The following is a 16,274-nucleotide window of genomic DNA, read 5'->3' on the forward strand; positions in this document are numbered from 1 at the left end:
TCCTACCCCTTTATTTTGGATTTGTCTGCTAACATTTTTAGGATTTTCACATAGCGAACCGAGAGGGATTCAACATATGCTGTCTGAAGCATAGCTGGATCATAGGTAAAAACGACATGGATACCTTCCGAAGTTTCTGCTACCTGAAGAACTAGCGGACTTCCTGCCATTTCTGGCTCAACTGACCGTTTGACTTCACGTTTCCAAACAGTTGACTGAGCTTTGAACGGGATCGTCTGGTTGACAAAAAGTGTCGGCCACTCCATATTCGTCGTCGCTTGCCAGTGCTCTGACGGATACAACGCGAGTGCTTGCATATGGGCACGTACTTGCTTTGTTCGATCTAATAATTGTGAAAACGAACTGATCGTCTGCATATCGATGGTGAGCGGTACGATGTTGTCAAAGTTGCCTAGCGTTTGTTCCAGCACACCTTGCGTCCGATTCGTTGTCACTACTCCAAGCATCAAACTAGGCAATTGGGTGACCTGTCGAAGCAACAGCAGGTAAGAAGCAAGCAAGATGTCTCCCAGCTCCTGATTGGAATGAGCAGCTACATGCAGCAAGTCGGCGTGACCTGAAGGGTCGATATACTGCTCGACTTGTTGCTTCGCTACCCCTCCCGTACCAAATGGTTGAGCAGAATGTGGATTAACTGTTGTCAACCACTCGTGACGCTGGGACTCGAGATGTCCGTAATCAAGCATTTTTTTCTGCCAAACAGCGAATGCTTCGTAGCGAGGCTGTTCTTCCGTGGCTGGTTGATGCCCTTCTGCAATCGCCTGATACAGAGCCTCCCATTCCTCCAGGAGAAGTCCGAGACCTCGCCAATCACTAAAGGAGCTATGTAGACTTCCAATCAGCCGATAGCGGTCAGCAGCCAGCTTTATCAGTTCAAAATGAGCCAAACATCCTGATTTGACCTCAAACGGCCTCTTCTGCACGGCAGCCAATCGTTCTCGTAACCATACCGTTACCTCTGCCTCACTTTTCTCTTGTAAATCACAAAGCGCAATCGGAATCGGTTCGGATAAGCCTTGGGGCGACAGCGGAGGAAAACGTCGCACGAGAGCTTGCCATGCTTGCTGCATATACGACAGTTCGATTCTGCTCCGAAGCTCGATGTCAAAGCATCTGACAGCCACAATGCCATCTTCTATTTCCTGCTTCAGCAAGCGTTCCTGAACGAAAGAATAGATGGGCGTTGTTTCCGAGCGAAACTCGCCTAGAATGGGCTTAGGTCTTTGGGCGGCTGATTTTCCGTCAGTCAAAAGTAGGTAGGGGGCATCTGTCAGTTGCAGATTGCGTCCTGCCTGGTCTGCAAAAGAAATGGGTATGCCGCACGCTAACAAGGTGTCGATCCGTTCGGTCAAGTTCGCTACCCGATCCTCGATTTGGTAAACACCACAACCACTTTTCATGAGCTCCCGGAGTTCTTGCGAATGCTCCATTCGAGGCTCGACTAACTGGATGCTGCTCTCTTCCGCTTTACCTAGTGTGATGATACTGGCTTGCGATTGTCGATCCAGATATTTCTCGTGAACACGGTAGCCCAGAAACGTAAAGAACGCCAATGCCTTATCAGCATCAGGTGTAAGCAAACGGACAGCAGACCGCTGATCGGTGCTTTGCCATTCGTCTTGCTTCATACCCTCGCTCTCTACAAGTTCAATCAAGCCTACCGATTCCAGAAAAAGAAAGGCAACGAGTCTATGATTAAAAAGTACCGCTGGCTTAGGAGCGCTGACCAAATCGTATTGGAAGCCAGAATCAACTAACATTTTCAAAAAATGATCAATGTTGGAAACCGAATAACATAGATGGTACGGACCCGTCCCCTTCTCTTCCAACAAACGAACGCAAGGTGACGTTTCATCGACAGGCGCGATTAGCTCGATTGGTACACATCCCGGTTTCATGCACATGGAGAGATACACGTTTTGTTCTGGATCATGCAAAGAATCGCTCGCATCAAATCCGAGAGTGCCATACATGATTTGAGCCGGACCCAGTTCTGGAACGGCAACTCCGACATGATGAAGGCGGTTCATCACGCCTTCTTTTTCTGTTTGGTGATGTACGATGTCGACATCATCCAATCGCTGTTTCGGATGCTTCAGAAGCGCTGCAAGTACACGCAAATAGTTGTCAGCAAAGCCTTCCATTGTCTCGGCTTTAAACAACTGGGTATCGTATTCAAGCACGCACCTGAATTGATCAGCGAGTGGTGTAATATCCAGCTTAAAGTCAAGCTTCGACGTCTTCGATTCATGCGGAACCTCTTCAAATTGCAAGTCGCCCACTGTAAACCTGACTTCTTGCTCGCGCTGGTTATGGAAGATCAGCATCGTATCAAACAATGGATTTTGTGTTTGCTGGATGCCTGCGGCGCAACGAGCAACGATTTCTTCAAACGGATACTCCTGATGTTCGTAGGCCAGTAACAGACTGCGCTGAACCACTTGTACAAAATCGGTAAACGCAAGATCGGCACGAGGACGATTGCGAATCGGAAGGAAGTTGATAAAGACGCCGACAATTCGCTCCAAACCGGGATGATTTCGTCCAGCTACCAGTGAACCGACAACGAAATCTTCCTGAGACGTGTATTTCATCAACAACACGTAATAAGCCGACATCAAAACCGCATGGACAGTCACTTCGTTCTGCTTGGCAAATGTATGCAAATCACCGTACGTAGAATCAGTAAGGAAAAACGTATGGTGGTCCCCCTGGAATGTCTTAACAGAAGGACGTGGATAATCCAGCGGAAAAGACATGAGCGGGACTCGGTCGCTGAAGGTATCCACCCAGTATTTTTCCTGCTGATTCCACTGCTCGCTCCCTCGCTTCTGCCACTGCCAGTCCGCGTAGTCCTTGTATTGAATAGGGAGTGCTGGCAGCTCTTCACCCACATACGATCTAGCAAAGTCTTCCATTAACACATTCAGTGAAATGCCATCCAAAATAATATGATGAGAATTGAACAGCAGATAATGCTGAGTGGCTGTGACCTCGACTAGGCATACCTGAAGGAGAGGTGCTTTCGTCAAATCAAAAGATTGCCGGAAGTCTTCCATCAGTTCGTCCAATGTCCTGCCGTCGCTATGCATGTTTTTGATCTCAAATGGCACATGGTCGCTGATGTACTGATATACTTCTCCATCTTGTACCGCAAACGAAGTACGGAAAGCTTCATGCCTTTGGATGATTTCCTTAAACACACTGCTCACTCGACTTACATCCAGATGACCGTTCACCGCAATTACACCAGACATGTTGTAGCTGGTGCTTTCTCCTTCTATTCCATGCATGACGAAAATTCGTTTCTGTGAAGACGAAGCTCTGTATCTCTCGGCATGACTGACCCGATCAATTGGCGCGTAAGATATCGGCTGTCTACCCCTGATGCGATCTGCCAATTGTCGAATGGTGGGGTTCTGGAATACATCCTTGATCGTGATGTCTGTTTTTCTCTCTTTTTGCAATCTGGTCACGAGTTGAGCGGCCTTTAGCGAGTGGCCTCCTAGCGAGAAAAAATGATCGTGCACGCTTATTTTTTCGACTACCAAAAGTTCTCGCCATATTTGGGCCAATTGCTGCTCAAGTTCATCTGCCGGGGCCTCTTCCTTTCCCGTGCGATACTGCGTGTAATCCAGACGTTGCAAGGCAGTCTTGTCTACTTTTCCACTCTGCGTCCGAGGCAAGGCATCAAGCTGGACAAAAAAGGCAGGTAGCATATAGTCAGGCAAATAAGTCAGCACTGCTTCGCGCAGAACATGTTCCTCAATCGGATGCGTCGCAGCCAAGCATGCAACCAGATAAGGATCGCGCTTTGACTCCTGAATGGCCACAACCGCTGCTTCCCGAACACCAGGCTGACGGCGCAGGACAGCTTCAATTTCCTCCAATTCAACACGGTTGCCGCGAATCTTGATCTGAAAATCCTTGCGGCCAAAATATTGCAGATGTCCTTCATCCGTCCAGCATGCCAAGTCTCCTGTACGATAAAGCCTGCCATACGGGGTCAGTATATAGGACGCTTTGGTTTTTTCCTCGTCAGCGATGTATCCTTCTGTTACCCCCATCCCGCCTACGTACATTTCCCCTATTACCCCTTTGGGCAATAGATGAAAATCTTGGTCCAGAAGAAAGACACGAACGTTGTAACTTGGATGTCCAATCGGGAGCGGGTTTTCAAAAGGCCCTTGTCTCGGTACACAATACCCAGATGCCGAGATACTATTTTCCGTTGGGCCATACAAGTTGTACATCTGTGCTTGAGGCAGCAGGGCTGCATGTCGTTCCACTAACGAAGAAGACAGCATCTCTCCTGTACACAACACTTTTTGTATCGAATCCATCGAGCCATCAGCCACGTGGTCAAGCAAAGCGTGATACATCGTAGGGACGACGAGTATCACGTTTGCCTGTTGTCTCTCTATGGCAGCCGCGAGCTTTTGCGGGGACTTGTTTTCATGTCGCTGCAACAAGCAAAGGGTACCGCCGCTGATCAGTGTGCAGAAAATCTCGACAACCGATGCGTCAAAAGTTAGCGTAGCGATCTGCAACGTTCTCGTTTGCTCACCGAACCCGACAAATTCAATGTGCCACCAAAGAGCGTTGATTAATTGATCATGTTTTACACGCACACCTTTTGGCGTACCTGTCGAACCAGAAGTAAAGATGGCATACGCCGTACTCGAAGGTGTCGCTATTCGCTGTGGTGTTTGGGTTAACTCCTGTGCCCAGCATGCTTGTTCATCCAGACGAAACACCCTTGTTTGCAAATCAGCGACGAGTTCCAGATAGCTGCCCTCTGTCACAATCAGAACAGGCTGAATCTGGCTAACGATCTGTTCGATCCGCGCTTTCGGCAAATCTGGATCGAGCGGGACATAGTAACACCCTGCTTTAAGGATAGCTAGCAGTGCAGTAATCATCTCAGGGGAACGATCACACATGATAACTATCGGTCGGCCTGCATCTGTCACCTCCTTTTGCAGAGCCCAAGACAGGCGATTCGCTTGCTCTTGTAACTCCTTGTAGGTCACAGTCTGCTTTCCTCGTACAAGCGCAACTGCATCCGGTGTTTTTTCGGCCGCTTGATCAATCAACTCGTGCACGCAGTAGTTACTCGGAACTGGCACGACTTTCATCTGTTCCTCAATCATCTCCTGCCGCTCACGATCACTGAGCAGGGTAAGGTCACGAATCTCTTGATCCGGATCAGCCGCAATCTGCTCGAGAAGGCTCAGATAGTGAAGCGCCAGGCGTTCCATTTCCTTCGCTTGAAACTTCCATGCCTGGTAGTTGACGTGGACTGTCCAATCATCACCTGGTGTTACTTCCAGCACCAATGGATAATCGGTTGTTTCATGTGAAGTGATATTCTCCAACTCGAAGTCAAGTTCCAATCCGGCCAGCGTCTTGTCGATGGGATAGTTTTGGAATACGAACAAACTGTGCGCCAAAGGAGTTTGTGCGTCCATCTCCGAGCAGTTTTTCAACTCAACCGATGGCACGTACAAATGAGGGGCCATCTGGTGCTGTTCTTCCATCATGACACCCAGCAGCTCTTTGACTGTTGTCGTTTCTGTCCGTTTGACCCGAAGCGGATACGTCTTGATGAAGAGGCCGACGATTTCCTCTACTCCAGTGAGATGGGCAGGACGACCAGCGTATGCTACTTCAAAAAGAGCATCACGCGTATCGCTGTATTTTTGCAGCAAAATACCCCATGCGGCTTGCAGCACTGTGCTGATTGTCACGCGGTATCGCTTGGATGCTTCCTCCAATGTCTCCATCAGCGTTCGACTGAGCCGAAGATGATAAGAAGAATATCGCGGCTCTTCGTTACGATTCCGCATATAGGGAAGCGGTGTAGGCGAGCTAATTCCTTGTAAGGAATCTTTCCAATACGATAGCGATTCTTCTTTCATTGCTTCTTTGAGAAAACGCAGATACTCCTTGTACTTCGCCTTCTGTTTGATCGCAGGAGACAGCCCCGAGCATAATTGTCCATACGCTGTAAATATCTCTCTTAGGAGAATGCCGGAACTCCATCCGTCCATGAGAATGTGATGAAATGACCATATGACTTCATAACGATACAACTCCATCCGTACTACTTGAATGCGAATGGTATTGCCTAACTCAAGCGTGAAGGGTGTTTGTTTGTCCTGTGCCAACAAGACAGACAGCTTTCTTTCCCGCGTTGCAGATGGTAACTCGGTCCAATCGAAATAAGGAATCTCCAATGTCTTTTGCTTAAGAATGAGCTGGACAGGAGCTTGAAGCCCCTCCCAGCGAAAAACCGTCCGAAGCATTTCGTTGGCCTCAAACGCCATCGTAACAGCCTGTGTAAACAACTCCAGCTGAAACTTGCCACGAAGGGTTAGCCGATGCTGTTCGAAATACAAATTGGAATCCTTTTGGAGTCGGTAGTAAAACAGCATGCCCTCCTGCGTTGGACTTAACGGCAAGATGTCAGCTATATTGTTTTTGTCGATCTTGTTCATCACAATTTTCTCTCCTGACTCCCTTACCGAACAGCTTCACTCGGCAGGTTCTCCACGATCTCCCCATCTGCATCCACGTACGGCAATCCATTGTGTTTGAACACATGGTCGAGACAATACATCTCTCCCTGCTTGTAGTCCAAAATCATCAGGTCTTCTGAACGGGTCGGGATTAATTCCTTCAACCGCTCTGGAAGATAGTCTGGTCCAACCGCTTGATGCCATTTCAAAACAATTTTTTCAGGGCGCTCAACTGTCGGATAAAAACCACAAATCTCTAATTTTCCAAAGTCGTGTGAGGTAAGAAGTACCCCTTTTTTCTCCAAGCCACCCAGATTGCGTTTGGACTCGGCCACATTCCGGAACGCCTCGTCCAGTGGAATGGCATACTGCTCGACTCCTCTAACTGGCATAAACACTGTCAAATAATACGAAATGATTCGATTATCGAGAAACTTGCGTTGCAAGTCGATCAAGGTCTCGACAGAATCGTTCACTCCGCGAATGATGGCAGGCTGACCGCGAATCTGTACACCGACGGACAGCAGCGCTTGCGTTGCTTGGATCGAAACGTCGCTTATTTCCCCAGGATGGTTGAACTGGGAAATCACACTTACCTGCTTGCCTGGCGTCTGTCTTACTTGGTCAAAGAACGCTAGCAGCTCTCCGTCGAGAAAACGAGCGGGATCATAGGCCAGAGCCTTGGTGGCAAAGCGAACGAGTCGGATACTCTTCACACTCAATAGGGAGCTAATCAGCTTGATTAGATCAGAGCTTTTACGGAAGGAAGCAGGATCTCCACCGGTAAAGAGGACATTATCGATGTACGGATGAGCTTCCAAATACTGCACGGCCCTTTCTGCTTTTTCCATAATATTGGTGTACCCAATATCCTCGTGGCGGATTTCGTTCACTTTATAGCAGAACTGGCAGTTGGCAATACAAAAGTCGTCGATGTGAAGCAACAATGTCTTCTTGTACTTGTGTTGCAGGAAAGCTGTTTCATCCTGACGGTACGACTTGTTACCATAAGGATCAAAGCGGCCTTTATAAGGTTTCTCTCCCGGTGGCGGAAGTACGATATTGATCATCTGAGTACGATAAGGCTCTGATTGACTCGCAATCAACTCGGCATAATAACGAGTCACCTTAAATGGCATATAAGACTGCTCCAGTAATGCACTGCGTTCTTCCTTCTCTGCTTCTGTAAAGCCGACAATTGTTGCGAACTCCTCAAATCCTTTTTTTCCCATTAGCACTTTAACACTCAATGTAATCCCTCCCGTCATTCATAAACACTCGTCATCTTTGCTTTCTTGGAACACTCGTTCAAGCATGTGATTCGTATGTTAACCAAACAGCAAGTCCAGCTCTTTTTGTGTCAACTCCACATCTTCAAAATCCGATGGAGTAAATTCAGGGACCTCCTGGCTGCAGCAATGATCAATGAGCTGCTCCAATTCATGGAAAAACAACGCAAGGATTTTCTCCACGGTCTCCTCACGATACTTTCGTAAGCTGTACGTAACAGAAACCTGGAGCTCTCCTTGACGAACGAGAGCAGCCACGTCAAGCAGTGCTGTCAAATGATTACCCACTCCGGCATCAACCGCCAAGTTTCCTCCCATTAGTACCAGATCATCACTCAGTTGATGATCAACGGTTCCCAGATAATTGAAACGAATGTGGGACTTTTCCTCTGCCGCGAGCAGATGAGGCTTAAACCAGCCAAATCCAAGGCCGCCCATCGGAATCTGACGCAACTTCTCCTTTACTGCTTTTAGGTGATCAGTCCGATTGGATGGATTCGTTTCGAATAGAACAGGATACATGCTGGTAAACCATCCTACTGTTCTGGTTACGTTCATCGCATGAATGGAAGACTCACGCCCGTGCGACTCCATTACCAGCAAGAGGCGCTCCCTTTCAAACACCTCACACAATGTCCGTGTAAGTGCTGCAACCAATAGGTCTTGAGGACCCGTGTTGAACATTCGGTTGGCCGTTGTCAACAGTCGCGACGTTATCTCGGCTGAAAGCGTGCGTGTAGATGTAGCGCTGTATTCTACCAAGTCTTCGCCAAAATCGTAATCCGTGGGAAGTTTGTCTTCCGGGATAGAAAACGTGTCCCAATAGGCTTTTTCTTTGATCGCCTGATCTGACTGGTAAAAAGCGGAGACTTCCTTGACCCACGCTTGCATCGAATGTGTTTTATCCGGCAAGATAATTGGCTCCTTACGTTTCAGACTGGCCAAGGCGCTCATCAAATCTTCCAGGAGAATCCTCCAGGAAACACCGTCCACAACAAGATGATGGGCAGTCAGAAACAATCGCTGAGGTCGATCGGGACCTAATTCAAAGAGACAACCGGTAAACAGCAATGATTCTTCCAGCTTAAAGCTAACAGCGCAAGCTCTCATCGCCTCAAGCATTCTACTCTCCTGTTCTTCTTGCGGTAAGGAAGAAAGGTCGATGCAAGACACGGACACTCGGTTGGCAAGGTGATGCTCATTGTAAAAGAGCTTCCCGTCTTTTGCAGAGTAATTGAGTCGCAGACAATCGTGATGGTTAACCAGTGCAGACAGACTCGCTTCAAACTCCTCCAGCGTTACTTTTTCCCTGCTTTCCAGGAGCAACGACTGGTTCCAATGATCAGCATTGCGGAACTGTTGTGACAGAAACCATGAAACGATGGGAGATGACGGCAACTCGCCAGTACACGGCTCTTGTGAGATCTGTTCCGCTCCCCAGCTCCAGTCACTGCCCGCTTTTAGTTCGGCAATCGTGTCATAAATCAAGATGTCTCTCACCGGAATCTTGATTCCCCGCTGATGCAATCGATAGGAAACCTGAATCGCCTTGATCGAATCCCCCCCTAGTTGGGAAAACGGGTCATGTAGACCAAATGGTGAACGACCAAGCACGTCTTCATACACTTCAACCAATAACTTGTCAAACTCGTCACGAGGACCGGTTTCATCCTCCGCACCTTTTCGCTCCATGACAGGTTCGGGAAGCTGTTTTCGATCTACCTTGCCATTTGAGGTCAGCGGAAACTGCTCAAGCTGCACGATTTGCGAAGGGATCATGTATGCGGGCAATCGACTTGCCAGTTCTTCACGGAGCTCTTTTTCCCGGAAAAATGTTTCCGTGATCAAGTAAGCACAAAGGTACTTTCGCCCCCACGTATCCATGCGATCAATCACCACTGCCTCACGCACAGAAGAATGACCAAGTAGCTGCTGTTCAATTTCCCCCAATTCAATGCGGTAACCATGAATCTTCACCTGATAGTCAGCCCGTCCCAGATACTCCATGACTCCATTTGGCCGATACCGAACCAGATCGCCCGTCTTGTACATCACTTTACCTGGCTGAAACGGATCGGGTAGGAAGCGCTCTTGCGTCAGTTCCTCGCGGTTAAGGTACCCCCGTGCCACACTATCTCCCGAGATGAATAGCTCTCCTGTCGATCCGATCGGGATTGGTTTCCCATATGAATCCAAAATGTAGAGCTGCACGTTACTGATCGGATGTCCAATCGGCACAGAACCCTCGACATCGGTCTTTGGATCGAATTGATAGATCATGCAACCGACTACTGTCTCGGTAGGACCATACTCATTGAGAATTTCGACTTGTCCGTTCCATTTCGCATGAATCGCCTCAGCCAGACTCACCTTCAAGTCCTCGCCGCCCACAATCACTCGCTTTACTGTAGTAGAAGGCAAAGCGATTTCTTGCAGCAAAAACAGATGGGCAGGTGTCAGCTTTACAACATGGGAACGTCCGTCACTAAAGATGCGAGATAACACAAACTCTGAATCAGAGTGTGGATAGATAACCATCCGATTTCCCTTTACCAACGGGCAAAAAATGGATGTAACAGTCAAATCAAATGCTAGTGAGGAATAAAAAGCAAACGCTTCTTCAGGACAGGAGAGATAGCGGTCTTTCGCCCACGAAATATAGTTGACTAACCCTTGATGAGTAACCATGACCCCCTTCGGATTTCCGGTAGAGCCTGATGTATAAATGACATAGGCCAAATTCTCTGGCTGATTAACCGTTTCCAGGCTTGCCCCATCATTTAGATACAAGGACGAATCGCCAAGCTCCAGGATTTCTTTGGACCATGAAATAACCTCTAGTCGGGAGGTGTGACGAAGCATCAGGTCCGCTCCAGAATCAGACAGCAGGTATTCGATACGCTGAGAAGGGAGTTGAGGGTCAATCGGAAGGTAAGCCCCGCCTGCTTTTAGCACGGCCAACAGCCCGATGATCATCTCTGGCGAATGATCTGCGAGCAGCGCAACAATCACGCCAGGGCCAACTCCACGGTTTCGCAACGACTGAGCGAGTCGATTCACTTGATCATGCAGTTCCTGGAATGTCAGTATGCGCCCCTCTGACTCCAACGCAACTCCCTGTGGCGAGCGTATTACTTGCTCTTCAAACAATTGGACAACCGTCTTCTCGCTGGGATAGGAAGCCGCTGTATCGTTCCATGTTTTGAGTTGTAGTGCCAGCTCTTCGTCAGCAAGGAAGTTCAGATTGGACAGCGGGACTTCTGGATTCGAGATCATCTGATTGAGCAGCCTTATGAGATGATCCACAATTCGATCAACCTCATTTTCCGTGTACTCGGCAATCTTGTAATCCAATTCCAGCGTCAATCGTTCATCTATAGCCCATTCCCTAATAATCACTTGGAGCGAATACAACTGGTGACCGTTGTAAAACTCCTCATTCGTCACGGGGTGCCCGCCAAGGGTGAAGGGCAGCTGCGTGCTGTAATAATTGACACAAATCTGAAACAAGCTGTCATAGCCATGTTTCTTCAATTCCAACTCTTGAGCGAGCAAATCGTACGGATATTTCTGATGAAAAAAACAGGAAGTGAGTTCCCTGTTGACATATTTGACATAATCGAGAGCATCCATTTCCATCGGAACTGCCAGACGAAATGGCATGGTGCTTGTGAACATCCCGAAAATTTTGCGCTCCACTTTGCCTGAACGATTTAACAGCGGCGTACCGATCACGATTTCTTCTTGCCTCGTGCAGCGCTGAAGGTAAAGACTGACGAGAGCCACAAACAAGGAATTTAGCGAGCATTTCATCTGGTCTGCAAACTGGCGTATTCTTGTCGAATCTTCTCGGTTGAATGCATAGACTTTGCGCTTGCCTTCGGTCGTATCTGTTGCCTTTTGTAATGTCGTGATCACAGGCAAGCTCTGAAACTTGTCCCGCCAGTATCGCTTGTCCTTTTCAAATCTCTCAGACTGAGAATAGGCATGCTCCCTGTCGACAAAAGCTTGATAAGCGTGTTCATCCCCTAGATGAACGGTACCGCCTGCCAACAACGTGTCATAATAGTGAGCAATTTGTTCTGTCATAATGGAGATAGACCAACCATCAGCAATCAAATGGTGAAACTTCACAAAATATCCCGCTTCTTCGTCACTCAGTTGAATCAGACAAAAGTAGAATAGAGGCTCTTGTCCGATCGAAAACGGCTTTGCAAACAAAGCTTGCAGGAATTGTCTGCACCGATCAGGGGCATTCGGTTCCTGTCTGAAATCAAACACCTGCAAGGGCTCCAGTTCGTACTCTCCAACAAACTGAAGGACTGTTTCTTCCTCCTGATAGTTGAGTCGCAAAGCATCGTTCTTTTGAATGAACAGGTGAATGGCCGCTTCCAGTACATCCAGTTTGACCTTGCCTTGAACCCGAACCATCCCCCCTAACGTATGGATAGGAAGCTGTGGATGTAATTTTTCCGTATACCAGATACGCTTTTGTGGATGGCTTAAAGGATATCCCACCTTCAATTGCTTCTTATCCTGGCGCAATGCATATCCCCCTTTCGGAATTGCGAAGATATCATCACAATTCATAAATGGTAAAAAATCTAATTGATTACAAATACTTCCAATTCCAACTATATAGATGAATCTTCTATAGTGTCAAATGAATTTTCCATAAAATGTTATTTCTGAAAATTGGATGAATTCCATTTCTTCCTTCCCTTTTTAGCGCTGCATAGAATGGAAAAAAGTTTGTACACACTATTGATTTTGGCTGCCTTTTCACGTAGGATAAAATGTAATATATTGGTAAAAAACACCTGGAAGGATGAATGTGATTAGATGTCTGTGACACTTCGTGAAATAACCCTGGAAAACTGGGAAGAGTGTATTGAACTGGAACCTACGCCTGAACAGAGTGAATTTGTTGCCCCGAACCTCTACTCCATCGCTGAAGCAAAGTTTCAAACTACATTTGTCCCTTTGGCCATCTACCACGATGACACGATGGTTGGCTTTGTCATGTACGGTCTTGACCCCGACGATGGAAACTACTGGATTTACAGACTCTTAGTTGATGCAAAGTATCAACGGCAAGGTTACGGACGTGCTGCGATCTCGCAAGTCATTGATATCCTGAAAGCAAAAGAAGATTGTCAAAAAATTGTCATTGGTTATGCCCCAGCCAATGTCGCAGCCGAAAACCTTTACGCTTCACTCGGATTTCAAAAAAATGGCATGGTCCTGTTTGGCGAGACGATTGCCGAATTGAACTTTTAAGTTAGCTAGTTCTTTTCCCAAAAATGAAACAGCGGCGACCTAAGACCTGAAAATCCAGTCTTAGAATCGCCGCTATTTGAATTGTTTTGTGTTTTTCCGTAAATGAAAAAGCACACCTTCCATGCGTCTGTAAACATCATGGTTAGTGTGCATTCGTTTTTGATATGGTGCCGGTGAAGGGACTTGAACCCCCACGGTTTCCCTCACGATTTTGAGTCGCGCGCGTCTGCCATTCCGCCACACCGGCATGTGAAACTATGAATAAAATAGCACATCATCGATAGAAAATCAATGGTGGGGAGAGACGGATTCGAACCGCCGAACCCGGAGGGAGCAGATTTACAGTCTGCCGTGTTTAGCCACTTCACTATCTCCCCACAATATGTGCTGTCTATCTTCTGCGTCTACTCTCTTCAACCAGAAGCGACATTTATTAATCTACCATGAACTTTGTTTGACGTCAATATATTTATTTAGATTGACTCTCTTTTTTCTCCAAGATCTCCTGTGCCCACTCGTGAAAGACGCGTAGCGCTTCGTCCACTTCTTGAAATGTTTCTTCTCCCTCACAGGAGTACTCCGGGAAGTCTAGTATGCGGTTTTTGCGAATCTTCACTTGGTCTTCTTCGCATTTTATCTCCAAGAAGTAGGGAACGGCTTCATCGATCCCATAACTATTTTCTAAAAACTCGTAGGTACGTACCCACTCCAGAATTCGAACTTCCGATGCTTTTAAGCGAAGCACCTGCTCCAAGGACATAATGGTTTCATTCCCGTAGTAATACATGTTATTCAGCCCTTCTGCACGAAAATGGACGGAGCCGTGACTCCGCCCTGTAATTGATGTGATCGATTAGATCGAGGAAAGCAGCTCTCTTAGTTCTTTGACAATCACTTGCTGGTAGCCAGTGCCTTCTCCATACTGTTCGAGCATTTCGGCACGGACCACTTTGATCTTTTCTTCATAATCTGCTGCGTTTCGGTCCGGGTTTTGCTGTTTAAACACCGTCATAACAGCTTGGACATGCTTCGGTCGTGGTCCCCATTTTGCCAGAACATGTCCACCCGTGTCCGCGAAAATAACAACGGGGATCGCCCGACCGCCCATTGTGAGAAACTCATCCATAAGATCGAGATGCTCTTCCATCACCATAATTTCCACTGGCATGTCAGTTTCTTTCAAGGCATGCAAGACGACTGGCAAGTTGCGAACGACGTCGCCACACCAATCCGCAGCCAAAATCAAGCATCTGAGGTCATCACGATGCTGGAGAGAGGCAAAAAACGCACGGTCTTGTTCATCCTCCCATGAAAATGCATCCGACCAGTTTTTGTATGTATCCTGATTTTTTGTCATGCTTTCCACGAACGCTTGTGGCTTGAGCCCCGTACGGAATTTATGTGCTACGTTTGCCCCCATCTTATTCTCCTCCTCGTGTGTAATGAATCTAGTCTTGCTTTTCAGACTCTCGCTCACTTTCTTCTTTCTCTTGCTTTGCCAACTCCATCATTTTTTGTAACAAAATATGCTGCGGCATGTGCATGAGGCGCTCTAAAGGTACCTGAAGTGCTTCGGCCAGCTTGACAGCCGTATCAGGTGATATCTGTAACGGACGCATGTATTTCCACTCCTTCCGTTTGCTTTCATCAGTCCCTCCAGTATAATACACGACTCTTAAACCTGCCAGCTTGGTATCTTGAGGTTCATTCGTTATCCCTGCCAACCACAACGGTGGCCTGCTGATAATCCGGGAAAAGCATATCCAATAGACCTTGTTCTAGCTTGTGCCAAAGGTGGAATCGCTCTGGAACGAGCCTGGTCCAAGTCATCGCAATCTGTTCCCAATGCTCCATACGACGGTTGTGCTTGACGAGCCAGCTATCTAAAAAATTCGTTGACGCCAAATGTCCGTAGCAGAGCTTCGCCAGCACCGCTTGCCACTCTGATTTTGGTAGTGGATGATGAGCCTGATACCCTTCACAGAACGCAAGAATCCCTTCGTACTGAAGTGCTGACAAGTGAAGCCCTGCAACCAGATCTTTTGCCCAATACCCTTCCCTTCCGGCACCATCTGTCCAGTCTACGAGTGCAGCCACCTCGCCATTTGGATGAAAAATGAGCTGTTCGACCCAATACGAATGAAAGCATCTACCTCGGAGCGAGGGCACTGGCAAACGGGAAACGTATTCATGGCTCACCGTCTCCAACAAGGAAATTTGCTGCTCAAGTATTTCACGTACGTATCCTGGAAATGCTCCCTGCTCTTTCTGATACTGACTCCATAACTCTCGGCAATCTGCAATTGCTTTGGAAGGCGAAAGCATGGGAACGTCCTCAAAGGGGGGAAGAGGATCAAATTGGCGATGAAAATGGGCTAACAGCTCCCCCATCGCCTTTGCTTCACGAAGTGGCAATTCTCCTGGATGATAGCTACGCCCGTCGATCCATTCATTTACTTGGTACGTCTCTCCCTGATCATGGGCAAGCCATTCCTGATGATGAGGGAGTAGCAAACGCGGTGCAGGAAAGCCTTTCTCTCGTAGTTCTTGGCTGAGTGCTAGACCATTAAGCATCTCCTCATAGCGAGTTTGCAAGCGCCATTTGGCATAAAACCGTTTTACATAATATCGTTGACTGCTTGTCCAAACAGAAAAGCTTTCTTCCCATAAGCCATATGCAATGCGCTCAATACGCTTAACATCTAACTGATAATGTTTTTTTAAAGCTACTCTCACCTGATCCGTAGACGATTCCCCCTCCGCTTTCTTCTGTACAGGTCTCACTTCTACATGCAACTCCGCTTTTCCTCGCTTTTCACGCCAAAAAAGATAGTCCCTCTTGAATGAAAGGAAAGGGACTATCTCCTGTGAACCGGACACTTGCACTGGAAAAGGACAAACTATGGTTTTTGCTTTGTGAGGATGCATGGTACACCAAAGCCGATCGCGCCGGGCTGGGACATCTGTTCTAGATATGCCAACCCTCGTGCACATTGCTGCTTGCATACTTGACATGTATGGGACGTTACGATTTTCAACTGTACTTGATTGGGGTGCTGTCGCGTGTTCTTTTTCTTTATCTTTTTGCCTTTGGCCATCCGTTCTCCTCCCTTTGCCCTGGATCACTCCAGTCTATGAAGAAGAACACCCCCGCTCTTTAGGC

General features: G+C 47.5%; 9 protein-coding genes and 2 tRNA genes. 1 reads left to right on the forward strand and 10 read right to left on the reverse strand.

Annotation, left to right across the window (positions count from 1 at the left end; translation table 11 throughout):
• Positions 1-2: 2 nt before the first annotated feature.
• The 3 genes from edeN to edeP form a co-directional block, all read right to left on the reverse strand.
• The gene (edeN, locus tag ASG16_RS29070) at positions 3-6,521 is read right to left on the reverse strand and encodes an edeine non-ribosomal peptide synthetase EdeN (RefSeq protein WP_056487971.1); all 6,519 of its coding nucleotides are present in this window, start codon (positions 6,519-6,521) and stop codon (positions 3-5) included.
• Positions 6,522-6,544: 23 nt separating this feature from the next.
• Positions 6,545-7,792 (reverse strand): lysine 2,3-aminomutase, encoded by a 1,248-nt coding sequence (locus ASG16_RS29075; protein WP_056487973.1) that lies wholly within the window; start codon positions 7,790-7,792, stop codon positions 6,545-6,547.
• Between the two features lie 78 nt (positions 7,793-7,870).
• Positions 7,871-12,376: an edeine non-ribosomal peptide synthetase EdeP gene (gene edeP, locus ASG16_RS29080; protein WP_056487975.1), complete on the reverse strand. Its 4,506-nt coding sequence runs from the start codon at positions 12,374-12,376 to the stop codon at positions 7,871-7,873.
• A 297-nt stretch (positions 12,377-12,673) separates the two neighbouring features.
• Between edeP and edeQ the strand changes: the two genes are divergently transcribed.
• A complete protein-coding gene (gene edeQ, locus ASG16_RS29085) occupies positions 12,674-13,111 on the forward strand; it encodes an edeine self-resistance N-acetyltransferase EdeQ (protein WP_056487976.1) in 438 nt (145 codons plus the stop codon).
• Between the two features lie 165 nt (positions 13,112-13,276).
• Here edeQ and ASG16_RS29090 read toward each other — a convergent pair.
• The 7 genes from ASG16_RS29090 to ASG16_RS29120 form a co-directional block, all read right to left on the reverse strand.
• Positions 13,277-13,358 (reverse strand) — tRNA-Leu (locus ASG16_RS29090).
• Between the two features lie 45 nt (positions 13,359-13,403).
• Positions 13,404-13,488, reverse strand: a tRNA-Tyr gene (locus ASG16_RS29095).
• A 92-nt stretch (positions 13,489-13,580) separates the two neighbouring features.
• Entirely contained in the window at positions 13,581-13,898 is a 318-nt protein-coding gene (locus tag ASG16_RS29100) for a hypothetical protein (protein WP_056487978.1), read from the reverse strand.
• Between the two features lie 66 nt (positions 13,899-13,964).
• Positions 13,965-14,531: a thioredoxin family protein gene (locus ASG16_RS29105; protein ID WP_056487981.1), complete on the reverse strand. Its 567-nt coding sequence runs from the start codon at positions 14,529-14,531 to the stop codon at positions 13,965-13,967.
• Positions 14,532-14,559: 28 nt separating this feature from the next.
• A complete protein-coding gene (locus ASG16_RS29110; RefSeq protein ID WP_082195949.1) occupies positions 14,560-14,730 on the reverse strand; it encodes a YycC family protein in 171 nt (56 codons plus the stop codon).
• Between the two features lie 85 nt (positions 14,731-14,815).
• The gene (locus ASG16_RS29115) at positions 14,816-15,907 is read right to left on the reverse strand and encodes a phosphotransferase enzyme family protein (RefSeq protein WP_056487986.1); all 1,092 of its coding nucleotides are present in this window, start codon (positions 15,905-15,907) and stop codon (positions 14,816-14,818) included.
• Positions 15,908-16,011: 104 nt separating this feature from the next.
• The gene (locus ASG16_RS29120) at positions 16,012-16,209 is read right to left on the reverse strand and encodes a hypothetical protein (RefSeq protein WP_048033257.1); all 198 of its coding nucleotides are present in this window, start codon (positions 16,207-16,209) and stop codon (positions 16,012-16,014) included.
• Positions 16,210-16,274: the final 65 nt, after the last annotated feature.

It is taken from the genome of Brevibacillus sp. Leaf182, from assembly GCF_001423865.2.
In the GTDB taxonomy this organism is placed as follows: Bacteria; Bacillota; Bacilli; order Brevibacillales; family Brevibacillaceae; genus Brevibacillus; species Brevibacillus brevis_C.

Bases quoted from the DNA above. Each gene is read 5' to 3' on its own strand.
- edeN (WP_056487971.1), bottom strand. From the start codon at position 6,521: ATGAACAAGATCGACAAAAACAATATAGCTGACATCTTGCCGTTAAGT.
- edeQ (WP_056487976.1), top strand. From the start codon at position 12,674: ATGTCTGTGACACTTCGTGAAATAACCCTGGAAAACTGGGAAGAGTGT.
- ASG16_RS29100 (WP_056487978.1), bottom strand. From the start codon at position 13,898: ATGTATTACTACGGGAATGAAACCATTATGTCCTTGGAGCAGGTGCTT.
- ASG16_RS29105 (WP_056487981.1), bottom strand. From the start codon at position 14,531: ATGGGGGCAAACGTAGCACATAAATTCCGTACGGGGCTCAAGCCACAA.
- ASG16_RS29110 (WP_082195949.1), bottom strand. From the start codon at position 14,730: ATGCGTCCGTTACAGATATCACCTGATACGGCTGTCAAGCTGGCCGAA.
- ASG16_RS29120 (WP_048033257.1), bottom strand. From the start codon at position 16,209: ATGGCCAAAGGCAAAAAGATAAAGAAAAAGAACACGCGACAGCACCCC.